This is a genomic window from Nitrospirota bacterium (assembly GCA_030684575.1).
Lineage (GTDB): Bacteria > Nitrospirota > Nitrospiria > Nitrospirales > Nitrospiraceae > Palsa-1315.
Genome location: JAUXVD010000015.1, coordinates 76129 through 94684, shown reverse-complemented (window position 1 = coordinate 94684; position 18556 = coordinate 76129). Strand labels below are relative to the sequence as shown.

Genomic DNA, 18556 nt, shown 5'->3' with positions numbered 1-18556 from the left:
CGTACCGTCACCCCCGGGGACTCCAACATCGCCACTGCTTCACGTTTGTACTCAGCTGAAAACTTCCGTCGTGCTCCCATGACACCCCTCCTGGCTCATTATGAGCCGTAATCAGGTGTCCGTAAAAGTGGGGCAGAACCCTATCCCGTCTGGCTGATCTTGGATATTCGGGCTACCTCTTTGTCAAGATACTTGAACGCTTCAAAGGTTGCCTGAGAGTAATGGCTGTTATCAAATAGTTTCTTGACGTGCTCAGGTAGTGCAGCGTGCATATTCCTAATGTCAAAAGGATGGTCTACAGGGCCAAGCTTTACCTCTTCATCTGAGAAAAGGTGCGCACGCCGGGCGATGCGCTCAAATACAAGTAGTTGCTTTTTATCCATTCAACAGATTCTTTTTAATGCTTTGGAAGATTCTGTCATACGTTTCTTGATCACCTTGGGCTGGCAAATTGATCTCAATGCGTACGGTCAGCCCCAGGTTGCCTGGTCCAACATGCTCGTGTCCGAGCTGACTTTGGGTGGTATCAATTTTCGCTTCAGACGTGACCGTCTTTGGCTTCATTTTCGACTCCGTAGACTTGACAGATGTTTTTGATTTCTGGGTTTTAACTTGCACCGCTTCGCCATGACCGCTGAGGGACGCGAGTGTTTCGAATGCGATTGCTTGGCGTGTCGCCGTTAAGGCGCTAGTTTCATCGTGTGTTCTGAAAAACCCAATAAGAGTTCCTCTGTCTGCTTTCCATGCCTCATCCCCACATATTTTAAAGAGCTCTTTGTATGCGTCCTTAACGACCTTCTCCAAGGCGGAAGAAAATTCCGTATCGTCATGTTTTGAGAAAACGGAGCTGGCCACGGGCGTCTTATTGGACTCATCACTAATGAAGCCAAGGAATCTGAGAACATTGATTACCATCGACTCGTTCTTGGGCGCGATGGACAGTTTTTTAAGAGTTTCCGCGTCAACTTTTGCAGGGAACATTTTCCGGAGTTGCGTAAATGTTTGGACTATCATTCCCGCGCTAGGAATGTAGGGGTGTGCATTTCCATTTTTTCCCATTGGTCAATCCTTTTACATTGAGGGCTAGCTGGTAAGTCTGCCTAGATTTTCGGTGGCATGGCGAGGCAGTCTCGGCAATCCATTCTTGGCAAGTTTACGGCAAAGGACATGGTTTATCCATCACTACAAAGTGGGAGTAGTAGTGCGTGCCTCCTTTATCTCTCCGTTCTATCGGTACCGTGGATATTTGGAGGGGTGGCCTGGCAGGTTCCCATCGTGCGCGCGCCCATTCTGATCGTGCGCGCTCCGGGAGCAAGGGATCGACGCGGGTGTCATCCATCCATTTTTATCGTGGGGCCTCAGCGAGCACGGAGGACCGTCTAGCTGCCCCTTTCCGCTCTTGGCGCGGTGGCTTCATTCGCAGGTTGGTGAAAGAAGGACCAGCTCTCTAGCGAGATGCTGAAAAAGTCTGCCAGTTGGGCAACGCGGAATGGTGAGCGATGAGCCCTGAGTCATGGAGCCTGCGATTCCGCGCCGGTCTGGTGTAGGCCGAGAGGGGGCTTCTTAACGGCCGGCTCTCGCCGCGACGGCGAAGTGGAGGAAGTAGCGGTCCAGACCAGCCAGATCGCTGTTGTATGCGAAGCCTCCAGACATCGCATCACAGAGCATCTCGCGCACACGTGTGAGTTCTTTTCTGCGGCCTTTCCAGCGGGCATCCCCGATCGATAGGTCGAGTAGCTCTAAGGCGCGGATAAATGCCTTTTCGGAAAGCCCTGGATCTTTCTCCTGCCAGCGACGCGCGCGCGCCACATCGCTCCCGACATTCGCCAGCTGTTCCATGAGTGACATGGTCTGCCATCGGCCTGCCGCGAGATCCGTATGGGCGTGTGACATGCGCTTACTCCTTGGCCAATTGATTGACGATTGCGGCGATGGTCTCGCGGATCTCGGCCTGTTCGACGTTTCGGGAACGGTTTCCGCTTGAGGGGCGCACATTGATCATGGAGTCGAACTCGATCCATTCGGTGACCGGCTGTTCGGGGTAGAGATTGATTCCCCAGAGGTTTTTCTGTGCCGACCCATGATCGAGGAGCATCGCCTCTTCGTCCGAATGCAGTTCTCCGCCGATCGCTATAATGCGATGTTCCACGTCGACGACAGCCTTGACCATATCGCCAAACTGCTGTTTCGCCATCTCGTTCAGTTCCGCTTTGGTAATGGCGTCACGGACGATCTTGATTTCCATAGGTATGCCTGCCTTGTAAACAAGTCGGTATGATGATTCGTGGTGTTGAGGCACGATTGCGGATTATGCCTGCCTCTGTCAAGCATTCTGCCCTCCGCTCTCCTGTGCGCAGGGACTGGAGCGAAAGACGGGTAGGGGGCATTGGTGCTATCCATGGATAGAGCGAGCATGGCTGGTGAATTTCCTCGTGGCGTAGGGCTGTCTTTCCGATTATGCCTGCCCTTGAATATCCTTCTTCCGCCCCCGTACAATGACGCTTCCCTAGCCTAACCCTTTGGCTTTTTGAATGATTCAGGTCGCTTTCGCAGGCCGGGCGATAGAAGGGCCAGATTCCTATGCGTATTGAGTCATCGAAGGGCGGGCGGGCCTCCAACCAGGATGCTGAAAACGACCTCTCGCGTCGTTCTCGGCTCGCCAAAATCCTCAACGTACCCAGAGGGTACGCCTCCGGTTTTAACTTGCCTGCGGCCTAGCGAGATGCCGTTTTGAGCATCCTGGGTTTCCTCGGTTGCTCTTCCGAAGTTTTTAAGCTGGCTCTTCCTGCTCTTGCATATCAATCTTTTGCCCTCGTACAATACCCATTCTCTAAGCTAACTCATTGGCTTTTTGAATGATTCGGGTCGTTTCGCAGCCGGGCGAAAGAAAGACCAGAGTTCTATGAAGATTGAGTACTCCAAGGGCGAGCGGGCTTCCAAAGAGCTCATCCTTTTAAATCGTCAGAGTTTCGAAGCCACCAGCGGCCGGAAGATGAAGGTCATGCTGATCTTTCCGCCTGACTGGTTTCCGTCCGAACCCTATCTCAGTCTTCCCTCCCTCACGGCCGTCCTCCGTCAGGCCGGCCATACCGTCATCCAAAAAGACATCAACCTCGAAATGTGGGACTGGTACTTCAGCGAGGACTTTTTAAAGAAAGTCCTGCGCCGGGTGCCGCAACAACTCGACCGGCTCCGCAAGCTCTCCAAGAAGCGGGATCTGGATGCCAACGAGATGGATTTGCAGCTCGCTCTCTGTGACGTGACCAGGCAGCGGATCGATGAATTGATCAAGAGGGCTGAGAAGGCCAAGGCGATCATACGCGGAGAAGTATTTTACGAAATCAACCAGTTAGAATGGGCCATTCAAGTCTTTCGCGAGGTCACATCGGTGATTTCGATGGTCTATGCTCCGGCGCGAATCTGCATGCCGCCGATGGAGACGGACCTGTCCTATAAAGTCTTCGTCTCGTCCGAAGTCATGGATGCGGTGAACGATACCCAGGTGAATATCTACCGCGATGTGTTCGACCATCTGGTGAAGCCGGCGATCGAGCAGGCCCAGCCGGATGTGATCGGCATCTCGATCGTCCTGCAGCAGCAGATGTTCTCCACCATGACGTTCTGTGCCCTGATCAAGCAGCATTTCCCCCATATCCACATCACGATCGGCGGGAACACGGTCACGAGGCTGCGCGATGTGCTGCCCCAGTCGCCCCTGTTCCAATATTTCGACAGCGCCGTGGTCTATGAAGGGGAGACGGCTTTCGTCCAACTCGTTTCGGCGGTGGGGGCGAAGCGGAGCCTGGCCGACGTGCCGAACACCATCTACAAGGACGAGACCGGGGTCCATACGTCGGAGACGAGTTTTGCTGAAGACATGCATGCGCTGCCGCCGCCGGACTTCGACGGTCTGTTGCTGGACAAATATTTTGTGCCGACGAAGATCCTGCCCTATCTGGCGACGCGCGGTTGCTACTGGGGCCGCTGCGAGTTCTGTGACCATGGCGAAGGTTATACGGCAGGTTACAGGACGAAGAAGATACAGGACATTCTGGCGGAGATCACACATCTGCGCGACAAGTACGGGGCGAAACATTTCCACTTCACCGATGAGTCCTACCCGCCGGCCCTGTTCCGCAAGCTGGCGCGTGGGTTGATCGACAGCAAGATGGACATCGTCTGGACGACGCACATGCGGTTCGAGAAGAGCCTGTTGGAAGATCAGGTCTGGCAGGATGCGAAGGCGTCCGGCTGCAAGTATCTCCACTTCGGCTACGAGTCGGGGAACGAGCGGGTGCTGAAGCTGATGGACAAGGCGACGACGACGGAGATCATGACGAAGCATCTGCAGCTCACGGCCAACGCGGGTATTTGGAACCATTGCATGGGCTTCTTCGGCTTTCCCGGCGAGACGAAGGAAGAGGCCTGGTCCTCGGTGGAGTTTCTGGAGCAGAACAAAGACCATGTCCATTCGCTGGGATTCGGTACCTTCGACCTGGGTCGGCATAATCCCGTGGCGAAGCATCCGGACAAGTGGGGCGTGACGGCCTACAAGAACCCCGAATGGGATCTGGCCCTCGACTACTACTATACGGTCAAGAACGGCATGAGCATCGAAGAGGCGGAGCGGGTGTTCCAACAATTCGAACAGAACCATTACGCGGGCTGGGATCTGCGGCTGTACATCAGGGAATATATCTTTCTCTATATCGCAAAGTTCGGGCTGGAGAAATTGCGGGACCTGCAATATCAAGCGATGAAAACGGCAGGCGTGATACCGACGCTCGCGGGGAAAATGTAATGTCTGCTTCTGGACTCGTACAAATCGACGCGTTGGTTCCGATCAAGAAAGAGGAGCGGAAGCAGTCGAAGGTGATGCTGCTCTTTCCGCCTGAGTGGGTACCGACGGCGCCCTATCTGGCCTTGCCTTCGTTGACGGCCATCCTCCGCGAAGCGGGACACAAGGTTGTGCAGCGCGACATCAACATCGAGATGTACGACCACTTCTTCACGATGGAGTTCCTGATCTGGGTAAAGGCCCGGTTGGGGATGCAGCTCAAGCCCCTTCAAGACAAAGAGAAGGCCGGGACGATTACAGAGCGGGAGGCGGATCGGAAAGCTGCCGTGGAGCAGGCCTATGCGGTCGACGTGTTCGATCTGGCGGAGCGGGCCGAGGATTCGAAGCTGATCGTGCGGGGCGAGCGGTTCTATCAGGCCGAGAAGCTGGAAGGCGCGCTGAACTGCTTCCGCGAGGTGATGCACTATATTTCCGCTGCCTACTATCCGGCATCGATCGTGTTCTATCCGATGGAAAGCAACCTGGGCTATCGGCCCGGCGTGTCGAAAGAAGTCTTTGCCTGTCTGGACGATGAACAGGTGAACGTCTATCGAGACATCTGCAATCAGTTGGTCATGCCGGCGGTGGCGAAAGAAAAGCCGGACGTGGTCGGGGTATCGATCGGGACCCAGATGCAGCTCCTCGCTGGTCTGACGTTCTGCAAGATGATCAAGGAGACCTTCCCCCACATCCATGTGGTGGTGGGCGGCAATGTCATCACGCGCTTGCAGGAAGAGCTGCCGAACCAGGAGCGGTTCTTTCAGGAGATCTTCGACTCGGCGATTTTGTATGAAGGGGAACATGCGCTGCTCTGGCTCGTTGAGGCCTTGAACGGGGAGCGGCCCATCAGTTCCGTCCCCAACTTGATGTATCGCGATGAGTCAGGCGTCCACCGGAGCCCCGAGGTCTATACGGAGAAGACGACCGCGCTGCCCCTGCCGGATTTCGAGGGGCTGCCGCTGGAGAAGTACTTCGTGCCGGAGCTGATCATTCCCTATCTCGCGACGCGCGGCTGCTACTGGGGCCGTTGCACGTTCTGCGACCATGGCCAGGGCTACTTCGACCAGTATCGCGGAGTGCCGGCCCAGCAAGTGGTCGAGCAGATCAAGACGTTGCGGGATAAGTATAATTGTAGGCACTTTCTCTTTTCGGACGAATCGTACCCGCCGGCCCTGTTCAAAAAAGTGTCACAGTTGCTGGTGGACCAGAACGTCGGGATTAAGTGGACGACGCTGATCCGGTTCGAAGAAACCCTGCAAGACCAGGAGATTTGGGATCTTGCGGCGAAGGCCGGTTGCTGCACCCTCTATTACGGGATGGAGTCGGCGAACGAGCGGGTGCTGAACCTCATGGACAAGCATGCCAAGAAGAGCGTGATCCAGAACAACCTCCATCAGGCGGCGAAGGCGGGGATCTGGAACCACGTGATGGCCTTTTACGGCTTCCCCGGCGAGACGCGCGACGAAGCGCTGGAGACCCGCCAGTTCGTCATCGACAACCAGCCGGTGATCCATTCGGTGGAGCTGTTCTACTTCGTGGCCTATCGCCATACGCCGATGGTGCGCAATCCGGAGAAGTTTGGTATTACGATCCACAAGCAAGAGGACTACGATCTGCCGCTGGATTATTACTACACGTTGAACGATCCGAGCACCCTGTCCTGCCTGGACGCGATGCAGCTCTGCGAAGAGTTCTACAAGAACGATTTTCAGCCTTGGGCGGTTCGGGTGAATTCACGCGAGCACGTGTTCCTCTATATCTCCAAGTACGGAACGAACCAGTTGCCGCAGATCTATGCGCAGCAGACGCAGGCTGTCGGATCGCCGGAGGGTGTGTCGGGCCTGGTCACCTGGCCGGTGGCACAGTCCGAGGGGGCTGAGGTTATGTCTAGAGTCACGAGCCATGATGTGGGTTAGCAGGATGCTGAAAACGACCCCCCACGTCGTTCTCGGCTCGTCAAAATCCTCAACGTACCCCTGAGGGTACGCCTCCGGTTTTGACTCGCCTGCGGCCTAGTGGGACGCCGTTTTGAGCATCCTGGGGAGATGGCGATTCAGGAAGAAGACTGATCGCCAGAAGATTCGTCTGGGACTAGCACGGCGACGAGGAGGGCATAGGCGGCTTGGACGACCTTGGTCATCTCTTCGGCCTTCTTGTAAGCCTGCATATATTTCTTGGGATTGTTGGTCAGGTTCGAATAGCGGGCGGGGTTCCAGTTGTAGAGCTGCACGCGCTTGGCCCGTTCCAGGTCTTCGGAGGTGATGGGAAGCGTGAGTTCCAGAATCTCCAGTGCATGGGCGATTTCTTTGGGGATGACGTCATCACTCATTTGTATACTGTGACAAAGCTGGACCAGACCTGTCAAACCAAGGCGGCAGCTATTTTGATCATCCTGCGAGCATGCTGATCTGACGCTATGGGAACTGTTCTACCGATCCTTCAGGCCGCTCCCATCTTTACGAACAAAGATTATCGTGAGGTTCTGCGCAAGGAAATGGACGCGGGTAAGATTCCGCTCAGCCTGGGGCGCGATTGTCCGGTGAAGTGCGAGTTCTGCTATGAGCTGGACCATTCCTACCGTGAAACGTTCGATCCTCCTAAGACCAGCGACGAGGATTGGAAATATATCCTCGACTATATCAGCAAGAAGCCGACCGACCCGAAGCAGTTCTGGTGTCTGGGCGGCAACGAATACATGGAATGGACGGATCTGTTCCTCCATCCGAAGGCGATGGAATGGGTCGAGGATTTTCTTACCTATACGGACAAGAGCATCCAGTTCTTCACGGTGGGATATGTCCATGTCCCGAAGATCCACCAGCTCGTGGCGCAGTTCCCTGGACGGATCAACTTCGAACTCTCCGTCATCACGCTGAGCGACTATCGGCAGAAGCTCATGCCGCATGCGCCGTCGGTGAAGCATGTGCTGAAAGTCTTGGACGGACCGGCGGTCTCCTCGGCGAATTTCTATGCGTTCGATATGGATACCATGTCGAAGGATGCGGCGCTGATTTCGTCGATCAACAAAAACTGTGTGCTCTGGATGGGGACGCTGACGCCGGTGCGGGGGTTGAAGGAGGACACGGCCTCCCTCATGCGGCAGGGGCGCAAGTATCTGCCGGAGGAGGCCCTGCGAATTTATGATGCGGGCCTGCCCAATCTTCAGACGATCCACACCGAGTCCTATGCGACGGCTTTTCTCAACCGGAAACGAATCGTGAGTTCCTTCGATGCGTTGGAGATGGAAAAGAAGGATACGATCGTGACGGCAGGGAGTGTCCACAAAGTCCTGAGCCTGTTCCGGAAGAACCGGGCCAAGTTTCTCTATGTGCCGAATGCGATGTTGAGCGGAGATTCTGATTGCACGGTCCTCCTGACGTTCGACGATATTGCGCGCCGGTTGACGAAGGAAAAAGTGGTGCACATCCCCAAATGCATCATGCAGTCGGGACGTGGTCCTTATAGCGACATTACAGGGGTGACGCTGGAGCAATTCGCAAAGAAGACCGGCGTCACGGTGAAGGTGTTGCACAAGATCGATACGCGCTATGCCAATGAGCTGCTCTATCGGAACGGCTCGCTCCAGAACTTTGTAGAGCACTATCTCCGGAACCCCATGCGGCAGGAGTTTGACGCGCTTCCACGTCCAATCTAGGAGGCCAGAATGCCTGACAGGCGGTCCCTCAAATTTTATCAAGCCGATGTATTTTCTGGGGAGCCGTTCGGTGGTAATCCCGTTGCCGTGTTTCCCGATGCCGGGGGCCTGACAGACGATCAACTGCAACAGATTGCCCGCGAGATGAACCTCTCTGAAACGGTCTTTGTGTTTCCTCCGACGGATAAAGCCGCGGTGGTCAAACTGCGCATCTTCACGCCCACCCAGGAGATTCCCTTCGCCGGTCATCCGGTGCTGGGGACCTTCTTCATCCTGGCCGAGTTGGGCATCATCCCGGTCAAAGAGTCGATAACGCGGGTGATGCAGGAGTGCAACATCGGTCTCTTTCCCGTCGAACTCCATGCGGAGGATGGCCTGGTGGAGCGGGTCGTGATGACACAGCCCAAGCCGGAGTTTCTGGGTCCCGTAGAGGATGTGGAAGATTTATATAAAGTTGCCAGCGCGCTGGGTCTGGCCAAACATGTGATCGCCGATATGAAGTGGCCCATCGAGGTGGTATCCACCGGGTTGCCCGTGATGATCGTGCCGGTGCGTACGCTGACGGCGGTGCGGTCGATCCGTCCCGATGCCTCGGCCATTACGGATGTCTGCCGGCGTTTCGGCGCCAATGGCATCATGGTCTTTACGACCGTGACGGTCGAACCCACTGCGACGGTCCATGCGAGGATGTTCGCGCCGTCGATCGGGATTCTTGAAGATCCGGCGACCGGCAGCGCGAGTGGCGCCTTGGGTGCCTACCTGGTGCAGAATCGGGTAGTGGAGGTGACTCCGACGACTGAAATTGTGGTGGAACAGGGCTATGAAATCGAGCGTCCGTCGCAGATTTTCGTCCGGGTCGAGTCGGACGACGATATCATCCAAACGATCAAGGTGGGCGGGCAATGCGTCATGGTCGTCGAAGGCACGCTCAAGTTTTAGCAGGATGATGAAAACGCCATCTCACGGCGTTCTCAGTCGCATGTCTCCCTGCGACGTACCCCAGAGGGTACGACTCAGTCGCCATACTCCCTGCGGCCTTGTGATATGACGTTTTGATCATCCTGCGTGATGGGGCTAGTTGGCAAGAGGCCCAACCGGTCTCTGCCTCTCTCAAGCTTCTCCTGGTTTTCTCCGATCTGGTTCTATAATGGACGCGGTGGTCTAGTAAGGAGCTGAATATGAAAGCTGTTTTGTTTCGGGCGCATGGTGGACCGGACAAACTCTCGTATGAAGATTTGCCGATGCCGACGATCGGCCCGGATGAGGTGCTGGTTCGGGTGAAAGCCTGTGCCTTGAACCATCTGGATATTTGGATCCGCCAGGGGAATCCGGCCTATCCCATGCCGATGCCGCATGTGTCAGGGTCGGATGTGGCCGGGATCGTGGAACAAGTGGGGGCGCAAGCCGATCACGTGACGGTCGGGCAACGCGTGTTCCTCTCGCCGGGGATCAGTTGCTGGAAATGTGAACCATGCCTGGCAGGGCGGGACAACTTCTGCCGCTCCTACAGCCTGCTCGGGGCGATGATGCATGGCGGGTATGCCGAGTATGTGAAGGTGCCGTTCCGCAATGTGATGCCGATTCCGGAGAACCTCTCCTTCGAGCAGGCGGCGGCCTTTCCGCTCGTTTCTGTGACCGCGTCGCACATGCTGTTTGCGCAGGCAGGGCTTCAACATGGTGAGACGGTCTTGATCATGGGTGGAGGGAGTGGAGTGGGGACCATGGCCATTCAAATGGCGAAGCTCGCCGGGGCGCGTGTCATCACGACTGTTGGATCGGACGACAAGATTCCCAAGGCTGTTATCCTGGGGGCCGATGCCGTCATCAACCATGCGAAAGAGAATGTCGCAGAACGGGTGAAGTTGCTGACCGAAGGCCATGGCGTTGATGTGGTCTTTGAGCATATCGGCCCGGAGGTATGGGAGAGCTGTTTGGCGTCGTTGGCGAAGGGTGGTCGCTTGATTACCTGTGGGGCGACGACCGGCGCAGAAGTGAAGGTCGATCTCCGGTATATCTATTCCCGACAGTACAGCATCAAGGGCTCCTACATGGGTACGCGGGCTGAACTGGTGAAGGCGGCGGAGCTGATGGGGCAAAAGCGTGTGATCTCCGTGATCGACCGCACCTATCCTCTCCAAGAGGCCAGGGCGGCTCAAGAGCAGATGTTGAGCCGCAAGTTCTTCGGCAAAATCATACTAGTCTGTTGAAAGTGCCCTCCAGCATCGTTCTCCCCTCGTCAAAACCCTCAACGTACCCCTGAGGGTACGCCTCCGGTTTTGACTCGGCTGCGGCCTTGCTGGAAGGGCATTTTAAACAGACCTTGCTTCTGAATCGTAGACGTGGAGCCCATCCTCAGTAGTACCCTTCTCTTCGGCCTGACCCAGGCGCTCTTTTGCAGTCATCCTTCCCACGTATGCGAGTATAATAAGTTAGCCATCATACTGGGAGAACGCGGCCGGCGTTCTTTCCGCTCGATACCATTAACGAGAGGGAGGGAAACCATGTCTAGCGTATCCAAGATCATGAGCAAACAGCCCAAGACCGTCGGGCCCAGCATGTCGATCGTGAGCGCGGCCAAGAAGATGAAGGCGGCGCGAGTGGGGTCGCTGTTTGTGAAGAAGGGGACGAAGTTGGTTGGGATCGTGACCGATACGGATATTGTCCGCCGGGCTGTGGCAATGAGTAAGCCCCTCGGCAAGCTGACGGTCGAGAAGATTATGACGAGCCCCATTTGCACGATCGAGGGGGCGCAGTCGGTGGATGAGGCGCAGGACATGATGGGGGACTTGGGCGTACGCCATCTTGCCGTTACCAAATCTGGCGAAATTGTCGGGGTGGTCTCAGTGCGGGATGTGATGATGTTCTATAAGCGGTATGCCCAATCGAGTATTAAGACGGAGGCTCCGTATTCTGAACCGAAGATTTCGCAAGATTGACGGATGTTGAAAACGGCCTCCAGCATCGTTCTCGGTTCATCAAAATCCTCTACGTACCCCTGAGGGTACGCCTCCGGTTTTGATTCACCTACGGCCTTGCTGGAAGGCCGTTTTGAACATCCTGTGGTGAAGAAAAGTTAAAGGCGAAGAAGTAGAGAGAATGTCGGAAGAGTCCGAGCCAACCCCCGTTACCCCTAGCCGCTTAGCCCTGACCTATTTCGAGAGTTCTTTGACGAGGTGGCCGAGTTCGGGGAGGATGAGTTTTTCCATCGCCAGGCGGACGGCGTTTTCGGAGCCTGGGGTGGAGAATAAGATACGGCCTTTGATGATGCCGGCGGTGGCGCGGCTCATGATGGCTGGTGAGCCGATATCCATGTAGGTCAGGTAGCGGAAGATCTCGCCGAATCCCACGAGCCGTTTCTCCAACATCGCGTCGACCGCTTCAAAGGTCGAATCCCTCTTTGAGATCCCGGTTCCGCCATTGATGATGATGGCTTGGACGGCATCGTTCGTCAGGCCTTCCTCAATTCGGCTTTTGATCTGGGCCGGTTCATCTTTGACGAGATGGTAGGCCACGACCTCATGGCCGAACTGCCGGAGGAGCTTGTGGATGGCTTGCCCGCTGGTATCGGTGTCGGGAGTCCGCGTGTCGCTGCAGGTAATCACCATGCACCCAATGGACTTGGGTGCATGGGATTTGTGTTCTGTATGACTGGGCGTTGGCATAGAGATGGTTCGGCAAGAGGCTTGTGGCTAGGGGCATGATTGGAACTCACCCCTTGCCTCTGGCCCCTCACCTCTCGCCTACTATTACTTCCAGACTGCGTCCGGGTTCAGTTTCTCGGCGGGCTTTCCGCCCTTAATGTGTTCATCGATGATGGTGGCGACGTCTGCTTCCGTGACTTTGGAGTACCAGGTGGCGTCCGGATAGACGACGACGGTGGGTCCTTGCTCGCAGGGGCCGAGGCAGGAGGAGCCGCTGACGATGACGTCTCCCGGTGTCACACCCTTCTGCATGAGCCCCATGTTAAAGGCCATGAGCAGGGAGGCCGCTCCAGCGCTACCACAGGATGGCTTCGGGTGTCCCGGAGGACGTGAATTGGTGCAGACGACGATGTGGTACTTTGGCTTTGGCATGGATTCTCCTTTGGACGGTACTGCTATTGATCGGTTACGTTGTTGGTACGAACGACTTCCACATATCGATGGCTTCTTCTGGCAGCTTCCAATGCTTGAGGCCCTTCATCACCCAATCGAGATAATGCGCCTTGGGTTTGAATTTGCCGATCGGGGTGGCGGCATAGGTGGTGACCAGCATTTTCTCCCCGGCTTCGGTCAGCACGGTCACTTGGACCTGGCGAAACGCGCTTGGGGGTACATCTTCTTCGAAGAGGTCCATCAGCTTGAGGTCTTCGTCCGTCACTTCGAAGACCGCTCCCCAGACCTGTTCTCCAGGCGAGGGGGCCACGCTGGCCAGACCGCATCGCCATTGTGAGGACCATCGGCAAAACTTGATGGTATGTTCTGGAATCGTGGCGAGCATCAAGAACTGATGTTCCGGTGCGCGACGTTTCAGCTGCGTGGGGTTGAGATGGTCCCCGTAGAGAAAGAATTTCATGGGTATTTACCGCCTCAGGATACAAAGGTGTCGACTAGACCGATATTTGTAACATAACCTCTTTCACGCACACAAGCCGCATGCGGGGCTGGCGTGCAGGCTCGATTGACTTCGCGTTGCTGCTCTTCCTAAGATGCAACGCGAGGTTGTGCGGTTTTTTATCCTCTCATCGAACCCCTTGTACAGGATGTCCATGTCAGAGAACCATTCGTCCTCTCCTGCTGCCTCTTCTTCGTTTTCAATGGTGAAGGTGATTCACTATACGGTGGTGGCCCTACTGGTATTGGGTGGGCTGTACTATCTCTGGCTGAAGCCTCCGTCGCTCAATCCCATGGCTGATCCTCTGGCTGCTGAGGCCCTCGCGTTGGTGCAAACCCATCGTGCGCTGGGTTATCCCACGATTCTTCAGGCGATGACGGAGCATGTGCGTTCGATGAGCGAACGTCATCGGGTTGCCCGGTTGGGTGAGTGGCGGGTGAAGCTCGTGGAAGGGGATATGTACGAGATACGGGTTCAGCTGCGAGACCAAGGGGTGACGGGGCAATGGTTTGAGCGGGAATTTATTTGGCATGCCAATCTTGCGGTGAAGAAGGTCAATGCCGCGTCGCTTCCGGCCGACGGAGTCACTCCGAAAGAGCCGGATAGTGAACCGTCAGGATTGCCGGCCCCGGCAATGCCTCTCGGCTCTCCAGGATACTGAAACAAGCCTCCAGTCTGTCCCATCTATTTGGTTGAACCAGAGCGCGACTAGATGAACCAGATAGACCGAGCCTGTCTCCCGACAGGCTCCTATTTGAAGTGCTCCGGCAACGCGACCTGAACGTGATTCCCTTCAATTCGGACATGACAGCAGGCGACGGTTATGTCCGGATTCTCCGGTCGTGCTCCGCTCTGTACGTCAAAGCGCCATCCATGCCACGGACATTCGACGATGTGGCCCTCCAGACATCCTTCTCCCAATGGCCCACCCGCATGCGGACAGGTGTTGTCGACGGCATAGAAGGATCCGTCGACATTGAAGAGGGCGATCCAGACTCCTTGGACTTCGACGGTCCGTCCGGTCCCCGGAGGAATCTCTTCCACTTTCGCAACGGTGACAAATTCAGGCATGGCGCTGATCTTTCCTGTTGGAGGCTTGGCCGATGAGACGGGTCGGTTTCCGAGACCCGTCAATGACTTGATTCCAACTGAGGCTTATGGCATAGATGCAGGTACGCGTCCTAAGACTAAACCAGCGCCTTCTCACAGAAGGAGCCACGGTTGAGAATGAGGTTGCTGCATGGAAATGACTCTCCTGCTGAATGCGACGTACGAGCCCTTGCGGGTGGTGCATTGGCAAAAAGCCATTGCGCTTCTTTGGCAGGGCAAAGTCGAAGTCCTCGAGGTCTATGACCGAGAGGTTCATTCGGTGTCGATCTCCTTCAAGCTTCCCTCCGTCATGCGGCTCCTCAAGCGGGTTCGTCTCAAGGATGTCCACCGGGCCGTGAAATTCTCCCGCATCAATATTTTCACCCGCGATAGTTTTGCCTGCCAATATTGTCGGTTCAAGTTCCGGACTGAGGAACTGACGTTCGATCATGTCGTCCCCATCGCCAAGGGTGGGCGAAAGACCTGGGAGAATATCGTCACCGCTTGTTGGCGTTGCAATAATAAGAAAAGCGGTCGTACGCCCGATGAAGCCGGCATGAAGCTGATGAACAAGCCGGTCAAACCACGTTGGAATCCAGTTGTGACGATTACCATCGGGATTCGGAATACGCCAGAAAGCTGGCGCGATTATCTTTATTGGAATATGGAGTTGGACGCCGACCCCGCCGAGGCGTAAATACCGTGCTACGTTCTGAGGGGCCCGATCTTCGCACTCAGGACTCAGGACCTCCTCTTTACTGCTTCACCGAATCCAGGGTAATTTCTAGATCCCGTCCGCCCGGTAACGTCGGGTTTTTCGCGTAGCGGCCTTCGATGTCGCCTGGCTGAGCCGGGCCGGCCTGGCCATCTCGGTCCAATCGGGCCACCACATCCAGCATTCCACGCAATTCAGAACCCTGCACCATCACATCGGCATTGGTGAGTTCAAATGCCACGGGGAACTGCGGATTGTCGATGCGCCTTGCCGCGACGGGCCTTGCCGCGCCTGGTTTCCGGACAATGACGAAGAGCACATCGGTGGGCCGTACCTGATCGGCCAGGGCCGGAGCGATGAGGACATGCCCGGCGATCACGGCCTCGCGGGTCTCCGGGTCGCAGCTATGGGCCAGGCCCAGCCATGCCGCGATCGCGGCGAGGCCGATAATGCTCCCGGCCAGTCCAAGTGTGCGTGCAGAATAGGCGGCCATGGGTACGGTTCCTTTGCAAAGGTGTAGGGGTAAACCGGCGCATTATAACGGGGGCCGGTAGAAAAGGGGAAGGCACGGTTTACGCTGCAAAACAGGGTGTTGTATGATACGCCCCACTATTGAATTGGGAGGAACCACCATGGCAGCAAATTCTGGCTTTCCGTTGTCTCTGGATGTGAAGGGGTACCCGGTGCTTGTGCTCGGGGGAGACGAGGAGGCCTCGGAGAAAACTCAGCGGTTGTTGGACGCAGGGGCGAAGGTGACCGTCGTGGCACCGTCGCTCAACGATACGCTCAAGGATTTGGCTGCGTCGGCGAAGGTGGTTCATCGTGGACGCCATTTTCGCGATACCGATTTGGAAAGCGCGATTCTCGTGATGAATATGGTGCGAGGGGATCGCGACTTTTCGCGCGCGCTCTTCGCGAAGGCGCGGGAGAAAAAGTTCCTCTTGTGGTCGGTCGACCAGCCGGAATGCTCAACGGTGACGATGCCGGCAGTCGTGGTATCCGGTCATCTCCGTGTCGCGATCAGTACAAGCGGGGTGGCTCCGGCTCTGTCAGGTTTCATGAAGGAAGATATGGAAAAGATTTTCGGCGAGGAGTTTGCCGCCTTTGTGGAATGGCTTGGCGAACTTCGGGAGCAGACCAAGGCGAATGAGCCGGAGTTCGAAAAACGTCGGGCTCTGTTGCGTGAGGCACTGGATGGGTTTCGCGTATTAGGCAAGGTCCAGTATCCGAAGGTGTGGCTTGATGAACGGGCGAAGCTTGCGGTCGTGCCTGGGATCAAGGGGGAAGCGTAAGGGTGTCCAGACGTACAGCGTGAGGCGTGACACGTAAAGGGTGATGCGCAGAAGAAGGAGTCGCGATGGTCTTATTGGAATTCAGCATGTCGCCATTGGGCAAGGGAGAGAGTGTCGGCAAGTATGTGTCGCGCTCGCTCGATATTATCGATAAGAGCGGAGTGGACTATCGGTTGAATCCGATGGGGACGGTGCTTGAAGGGGAGTGGGATGAGGTCTTTGCCGTCGTCAAGCAATGTTATGTGCGGATGAAGAAAGATTGCGGCCGTATTTCCTGTACGATCAAAGTCGACTACCGGAAAGGCCCCAAGGGCCGGCTCACGAGCAAAGTTGCCAGTGTGGAACGACAACTCAAGCGAACAGTGAAAACATAATTCTCTGGCGCGGCACGACAAGCCCTCTACTCTGTATCTTTCTCGTGGCGGCCAGTATCTGAAGGGATACTGGCTGCCACGGCGACCATAGAGAAGTTCCCCATCCTCTGAACGTAGCTTTCAATATCCCAGCATTTTCACACGAAACCACGATTCTCATTGGCCGCGCCCTGCTGGGTATGTACTTTGCGTTGTCCGACCGATAGTGCTTACGTAGTTTGTCAGTGCCTTGGCCGCATGAACTGGTTTATGTTGTAGGGTATTTTCATGCGGCAAATAACATGGTGGTGATTCACCATAGGGTAGGGAGATGTGGATGGGAAGAATCGCGCAGTTTCGGTGGGCAATTCGAAACGGGTTATGGAGTCGGATTCTGGCGCTGAAGTTCAGTACCAATCGGGATTTGGATGTGACTCGATGCCGCAAGGATCCTCGCAAGCTGGAGGCTGTTCCTGTCGCGCGGATATTCCCCCGTATTGCGATTCAGCATGTATTGATCGGTGAATGTACACCACGGGACGAACAATATCCTGTGGTCCGTCACCGGATTCGCCGGTTCTTCTCGCGATTGTTCATGCTCCTGAATCGCCTCCTTCCTCCCACGGTACAAGGACTTCCTCCCATCGATGCGATTCCGCAGGTGGTGTTGGCCCAGGCCTATACCGATCGACATCGCCGGGCGGTCAATAGGGCGGCGAAGCGGCATGGCCGGGTGCCCAGGGAGGTGTTGGAGTTTCCCGTGCTTCCACAGGAACTGAAGGGAAGCCCTGATCTCGGGACCTTGGCGGTGCAAGGACCTTTTGCCGGGTATATCAGGAAGGTGATGAATCAGGACTCCTTTGAGTGGGATCTCCGGCATCTGACCGAATATCACCCTAGGGCAGGGCTGTATCGATTAGGTACGCGTGTTCAGTTTCAGTTGGACCCCATGGGAAAGCGGCTGACTCCGACGAAGATTGAATCTGCACTCGGGCTGTCCTATCCCAACGATGCGAACTGGGCGTTGGCGAGCCGCTTGGCGCTCTGTGCCCTCTCGACCCATACGAGCCTTATTCGCCATTGGAATTGGGTGCATCTGATCGGTGGTGAGACGCTGTCGATCGTGACACGCAATGTGCTCCCTGACGACCATCCATTGTGTCGGCTGCTGTGGCCGCATATCTTTGGCGCTCAGGCCAGTAACCGGCTTGGGATGGAGTCGCAGGTGGTTCCTGGAGGCGATTTCGAGGCGGTGTTCAGTTATGCCCATGAGGAGATGTATCGACTAATGGACGATAGCGTCGGAGGATTTGATGCGAGGGCCTGGGATCCTCAAGGTTACGCCGCCAAGCGGGGAGTGTTGTATGCAGGATTCGACCAGCCAACCGAGGGGAACCTGACCGCCTTGTTCGATGTCATGCTCCGGCATACGACACGATATCTGGCTCTCTACTACGGCACTGATGCGGATGTCAGGGCGGATCGTGCCATTTGTGAGTGGGTGGATGCGTTGGACAAGGCGTTGCCGAACGGTCTGCCCGTAACCGCTGCATCTCTTACCAGGGCTTCGTTGGCTCGATTAGCGGCCTGTTGCCTCTATCTCGGCACGGTGCAGCATGAATTGGTCGGGTCGTCGCTCTGGAATTACCAGGTTTGGACGAATGTCATGCCGGTGCAAGTGGCTCGTGACGGGAGCCGTGAACCGGTGGATGTCTATCAGCGGTTGCTCAACATGAATTTCATGCTGAGTACGCCGCGCGCCCCCTTGATGGCCGACCTTACGGCGGTTGTGTTGTCAGAGTCCGCCAATCCGGAACGCTCCGCACGGGCGGTTGCCGCATTCGTGGCGTTCAGGCAGGAGCTGGAAGGGCTTCAGCGGGCGATGGAGAGTGAGCCGTGGATGCCGTGGAAGCTCTATCCCAAGAACCTTGAAGTGAATATGAACGCCTAGCAGATCGCACGGGACAGGATTTCTGACCGCCTGACGGAGAAGGCTCTTTACTCTCCACGAATTGCAAGGCA

Annotated in this window: 21 protein-coding genes; 11 read left to right on the top strand and 10 right to left on the bottom strand. The window is 56.1% G+C overall.

What is annotated here, in order from left to right; genetic code table 11:
* Positions 1 to 140: 140 nt before the first annotated feature.
* The 4 genes from Q8N00_11795 to Q8N00_11780 form a co-directional block, all read right to left on the bottom strand.
* Positions 141 to 383 carry a hypothetical protein gene (locus tag Q8N00_11795; GenBank protein MDP2383475.1) on the bottom strand — a complete coding sequence of 81 codons (243 nt, stop codon included), beginning with the start codon at positions 381 to 383 and terminating at the stop codon, positions 141 to 143.
* A complete protein-coding gene (locus tag Q8N00_11790; GenBank protein ID MDP2383474.1) occupies positions 376 to 1059 on the bottom strand; it encodes a DUF5343 domain-containing protein in 684 nt (227 codons plus the stop codon). The genes Q8N00_11795 and Q8N00_11790 overlap by 8 nt, the downstream gene beginning before the upstream one ends.
* A 504-nt stretch (positions 1060 to 1563) precedes the next feature.
* The gene (locus tag Q8N00_11785; protein ID MDP2383473.1) at positions 1564 to 1893 is read right to left on the bottom strand and encodes a hypothetical protein; all 330 of its coding nucleotides are present in this window, start codon (positions 1891 to 1893) and stop codon (positions 1564 to 1566) included.
* Between the two features lie 4 nt (positions 1894 to 1897).
* On the bottom strand, positions 1898 to 2245 hold the full coding sequence (locus Q8N00_11780) for a DUF5674 family protein (GenBank protein ID MDP2383472.1): 348 nt from the start codon (positions 2243 to 2245) through the stop codon (positions 1898 to 1900).
* A 657-nt stretch (positions 2246 to 2902) separates the two neighbouring features.
* On the opposite strand from Q8N00_11780, the gene Q8N00_11775 reads away from it, so the two are divergent.
* Positions 2903 to 4801, top strand: a complete 1899-nt coding sequence (locus Q8N00_11775; GenBank protein MDP2383471.1) for a radical SAM protein — start codon at positions 2903 to 2905, stop codon at positions 4799 to 4801.
* Positions 4801 to 6753 carry a radical SAM protein gene (locus Q8N00_11770; GenBank protein ID MDP2383470.1) on the top strand — a complete coding sequence of 651 codons (1953 nt, stop codon included), beginning with the start codon at positions 4801 to 4803 and terminating at the stop codon, positions 6751 to 6753. Before Q8N00_11775 ends, Q8N00_11770 begins: the two co-directional genes overlap by 1 nt.
* A gap of 137 nt (positions 6754 to 6890) precedes the next feature.
* Here Q8N00_11770 and Q8N00_11765 read toward each other — a convergent pair whose 3' ends face one another.
* Positions 6891 to 7166, bottom strand: coding sequence for a hypothetical protein (locus Q8N00_11765; GenBank protein MDP2383469.1), 276 nt, complete (start codon positions 7164 to 7166; stop codon positions 6891 to 6893).
* Between the two features lie 87 nt (positions 7167 to 7253).
* Here Q8N00_11765 and Q8N00_11760 point away from each other — a divergent pair, with 87 nt between their 5' ends.
* The 4 genes from Q8N00_11760 (at position 7254) to Q8N00_11745 (ending at position 11428) form a co-directional block, all read left to right on the top strand.
* Positions 7254 to 8492, top strand: a complete 1239-nt coding sequence (locus tag Q8N00_11760) for a hypothetical protein (protein ID MDP2383468.1) — start codon at positions 7254 to 7256, stop codon at positions 8490 to 8492.
* 9 nt (positions 8493 to 8501) lie between these two features.
* On the top strand, positions 8502 to 9431 hold the full coding sequence (locus Q8N00_11755) for a PhzF family phenazine biosynthesis protein (GenBank protein MDP2383467.1): 930 nt from the start codon (positions 8502 to 8504) through the stop codon (positions 9429 to 9431).
* A 239-nt stretch (positions 9432 to 9670) separates the two neighbouring features.
* Positions 9671 to 10699 carry a zinc-binding dehydrogenase gene (locus Q8N00_11750; GenBank protein MDP2383466.1) on the top strand — a complete coding sequence of 343 codons (1029 nt, stop codon included), beginning with the start codon at positions 9671 to 9673 and terminating at the stop codon, positions 10697 to 10699.
* A gap of 294 nt (positions 10700 to 10993) precedes the next feature.
* Positions 10994 to 11428: a CBS domain-containing protein gene (locus Q8N00_11745; GenBank protein MDP2383465.1), complete on the top strand. Its 435-nt coding sequence runs from the start codon at positions 10994 to 10996 to the stop codon at positions 11426 to 11428.
* Between the two features lie 213 nt (positions 11429 to 11641).
* Here the strand turns inward: Q8N00_11745 and Q8N00_11740 are convergent, their stop codons facing one another.
* The 3 genes from Q8N00_11740 to Q8N00_11730 form a co-directional block, all read right to left on the bottom strand.
* Positions 11642 to 12154, bottom strand: a complete 513-nt coding sequence (locus Q8N00_11740) for a MogA/MoaB family molybdenum cofactor biosynthesis protein (GenBank protein MDP2383464.1) — start codon at positions 12152 to 12154, stop codon at positions 11642 to 11644.
* Positions 12155 to 12238: 84 nt separating this feature from the next.
* A complete protein-coding gene (locus tag Q8N00_11735) occupies positions 12239 to 12565 on the bottom strand; it encodes a (2Fe-2S) ferredoxin domain-containing protein (protein ID MDP2383463.1) in 327 nt (108 codons plus the stop codon).
* A 34-nt stretch (positions 12566 to 12599) separates the two neighbouring features.
* Positions 12600 to 13046 (bottom strand): gamma-glutamylcyclotransferase family protein, encoded by a 447-nt coding sequence (locus Q8N00_11730; GenBank protein ID MDP2383462.1) that lies wholly within the window; start codon positions 13044 to 13046, stop codon positions 12600 to 12602.
* A gap of 193 nt (positions 13047 to 13239) precedes the next feature.
* Here Q8N00_11730 and Q8N00_11725 point away from each other — a divergent pair, with 193 nt between their 5' ends.
* Positions 13240 to 13746, top strand: a complete 507-nt coding sequence (locus tag Q8N00_11725; GenBank protein ID MDP2383461.1) for a hypothetical protein — start codon at positions 13240 to 13242, stop codon at positions 13744 to 13746.
* 89 nt (positions 13747 to 13835) lie between these two features.
* Here the strand turns inward: Q8N00_11725 and Q8N00_11720 are convergent, their stop codons facing one another.
* Entirely contained in the window at positions 13836 to 14156 is a 321-nt protein-coding gene (locus tag Q8N00_11720) for a Rieske 2Fe-2S domain-containing protein (GenBank protein MDP2383460.1), read from the bottom strand.
* Positions 14157 to 14325: 169 nt separating this feature from the next.
* On the opposite strand from Q8N00_11720, the gene Q8N00_11715 reads away from it, so the two are divergent.
* Positions 14326 to 14871: an HNH endonuclease gene (locus Q8N00_11715; GenBank protein MDP2383459.1), complete on the top strand. Its 546-nt coding sequence runs from the start codon at positions 14326 to 14328 to the stop codon at positions 14869 to 14871.
* A 58-nt stretch (positions 14872 to 14929) separates the two neighbouring features.
* Here the strand turns inward: Q8N00_11715 and Q8N00_11710 are convergent, their stop codons facing one another.
* On the bottom strand, positions 14930 to 15382 hold the full coding sequence (locus tag Q8N00_11710) for a hypothetical protein (GenBank protein ID MDP2383458.1): 453 nt from the start codon (positions 15380 to 15382) through the stop codon (positions 14930 to 14932).
* Positions 15383 to 15521: 139 nt separating this feature from the next.
* Here Q8N00_11710 and Q8N00_11705 point away from each other — a divergent pair, with 139 nt between their 5' ends.
* The 3 genes from Q8N00_11705 (at position 15522) to Q8N00_11695 (ending at position 18485) form a co-directional block, all read left to right on the top strand.
* On the top strand, positions 15522 to 16181 hold the full coding sequence (locus tag Q8N00_11705; GenBank protein ID MDP2383457.1) for a bifunctional precorrin-2 dehydrogenase/sirohydrochlorin ferrochelatase: 660 nt from the start codon (positions 15522 to 15524) through the stop codon (positions 16179 to 16181).
* A 65-nt stretch (positions 16182 to 16246) separates the two neighbouring features.
* The gene (locus Q8N00_11700; GenBank protein ID MDP2383456.1) at positions 16247 to 16555 is read left to right on the top strand and encodes an MTH1187 family thiamine-binding protein; all 309 of its coding nucleotides are present in this window, start codon (positions 16247 to 16249) and stop codon (positions 16553 to 16555) included.
* A gap of 316 nt (positions 16556 to 16871) precedes the next feature.
* Positions 16872 to 18485, top strand: a complete 1614-nt coding sequence (locus Q8N00_11695) for a hypothetical protein (protein ID MDP2383455.1) — start codon at positions 16872 to 16874, stop codon at positions 18483 to 18485.
* Positions 18486 to 18556 lie beyond the last annotated feature (71 nt).

Coding starts and splice junctions, on each gene's coding strand:
- Q8N00_11795 (MDP2383475.1), bottom strand. CDS start 383: ATGGATAAAAAGCAACTACTTGTATTTGAGCGCATCGCCCGGCGTGCG.
- Q8N00_11790 (MDP2383474.1), bottom strand. CDS start 1,059: ATGGGAAAAAATGGAAATGCACACCCCTACATTCCTAGCGCGGGAATG.
- Q8N00_11785 (MDP2383473.1), bottom strand. CDS start 1,893: ATGTCACACGCCCATACGGATCTCGCGGCAGGCCGATGGCAGACCATG.
- Q8N00_11780 (MDP2383472.1), bottom strand. CDS start 2,245: ATGGAAATCAAGATCGTCCGTGACGCCATTACCAAAGCGGAACTGAAC.
- Q8N00_11775 (MDP2383471.1), top strand. CDS start 2,903: ATGAAGATTGAGTACTCCAAGGGCGAGCGGGCTTCCAAAGAGCTCATC.
- Q8N00_11770 (MDP2383470.1), top strand. CDS start 4,801: ATGTCTGCTTCTGGACTCGTACAAATCGACGCGTTGGTTCCGATCAAG.
- Q8N00_11765 (MDP2383469.1), bottom strand. CDS start 7,166: ATGAGTGATGACGTCATCCCCAAAGAAATCGCCCATGCACTGGAGATT.
- Q8N00_11760 (MDP2383468.1), top strand. CDS start 7,254: ATGGGAACTGTTCTACCGATCCTTCAGGCCGCTCCCATCTTTACGAAC.
- Q8N00_11755 (MDP2383467.1), top strand. CDS start 8,502: ATGCCTGACAGGCGGTCCCTCAAATTTTATCAAGCCGATGTATTTTCT.
- Q8N00_11750 (MDP2383466.1), top strand. CDS start 9,671: ATGAAAGCTGTTTTGTTTCGGGCGCATGGTGGACCGGACAAACTCTCG.
- Q8N00_11745 (MDP2383465.1), top strand. CDS start 10,994: ATGTCTAGCGTATCCAAGATCATGAGCAAACAGCCCAAGACCGTCGGG.
- Q8N00_11740 (MDP2383464.1), bottom strand. CDS start 12,154: ATGCCAACGCCCAGTCATACAGAACACAAATCCCATGCACCCAAGTCC.
- Q8N00_11735 (MDP2383463.1), bottom strand. CDS start 12,565: ATGCCAAAGCCAAAGTACCACATCGTCGTCTGCACCAATTCACGTCCT.
- Q8N00_11730 (MDP2383462.1), bottom strand. CDS start 13,046: ATGAAATTCTTTCTCTACGGGGACCATCTCAACCCCACGCAGCTGAAA.
- Q8N00_11725 (MDP2383461.1), top strand. CDS start 13,240: ATGTCAGAGAACCATTCGTCCTCTCCTGCTGCCTCTTCTTCGTTTTCA.
- Q8N00_11720 (MDP2383460.1), bottom strand. CDS start 14,156: ATGCCTGAATTTGTCACCGTTGCGAAAGTGGAAGAGATTCCTCCGGGG.
- Q8N00_11715 (MDP2383459.1), top strand. CDS start 14,326: ATGGAAATGACTCTCCTGCTGAATGCGACGTACGAGCCCTTGCGGGTG.
- Q8N00_11710 (MDP2383458.1), bottom strand. CDS start 15,382: ATGGCCGCCTATTCTGCACGCACACTTGGACTGGCCGGGAGCATTATC.
- Q8N00_11705 (MDP2383457.1), top strand. CDS start 15,522: ATGGCAGCAAATTCTGGCTTTCCGTTGTCTCTGGATGTGAAGGGGTAC.
- Q8N00_11700 (MDP2383456.1), top strand. CDS start 16,247: ATGGTCTTATTGGAATTCAGCATGTCGCCATTGGGCAAGGGAGAGAGT.
- Q8N00_11695 (MDP2383455.1), top strand. CDS start 16,872: ATGGGAAGAATCGCGCAGTTTCGGTGGGCAATTCGAAACGGGTTATGG.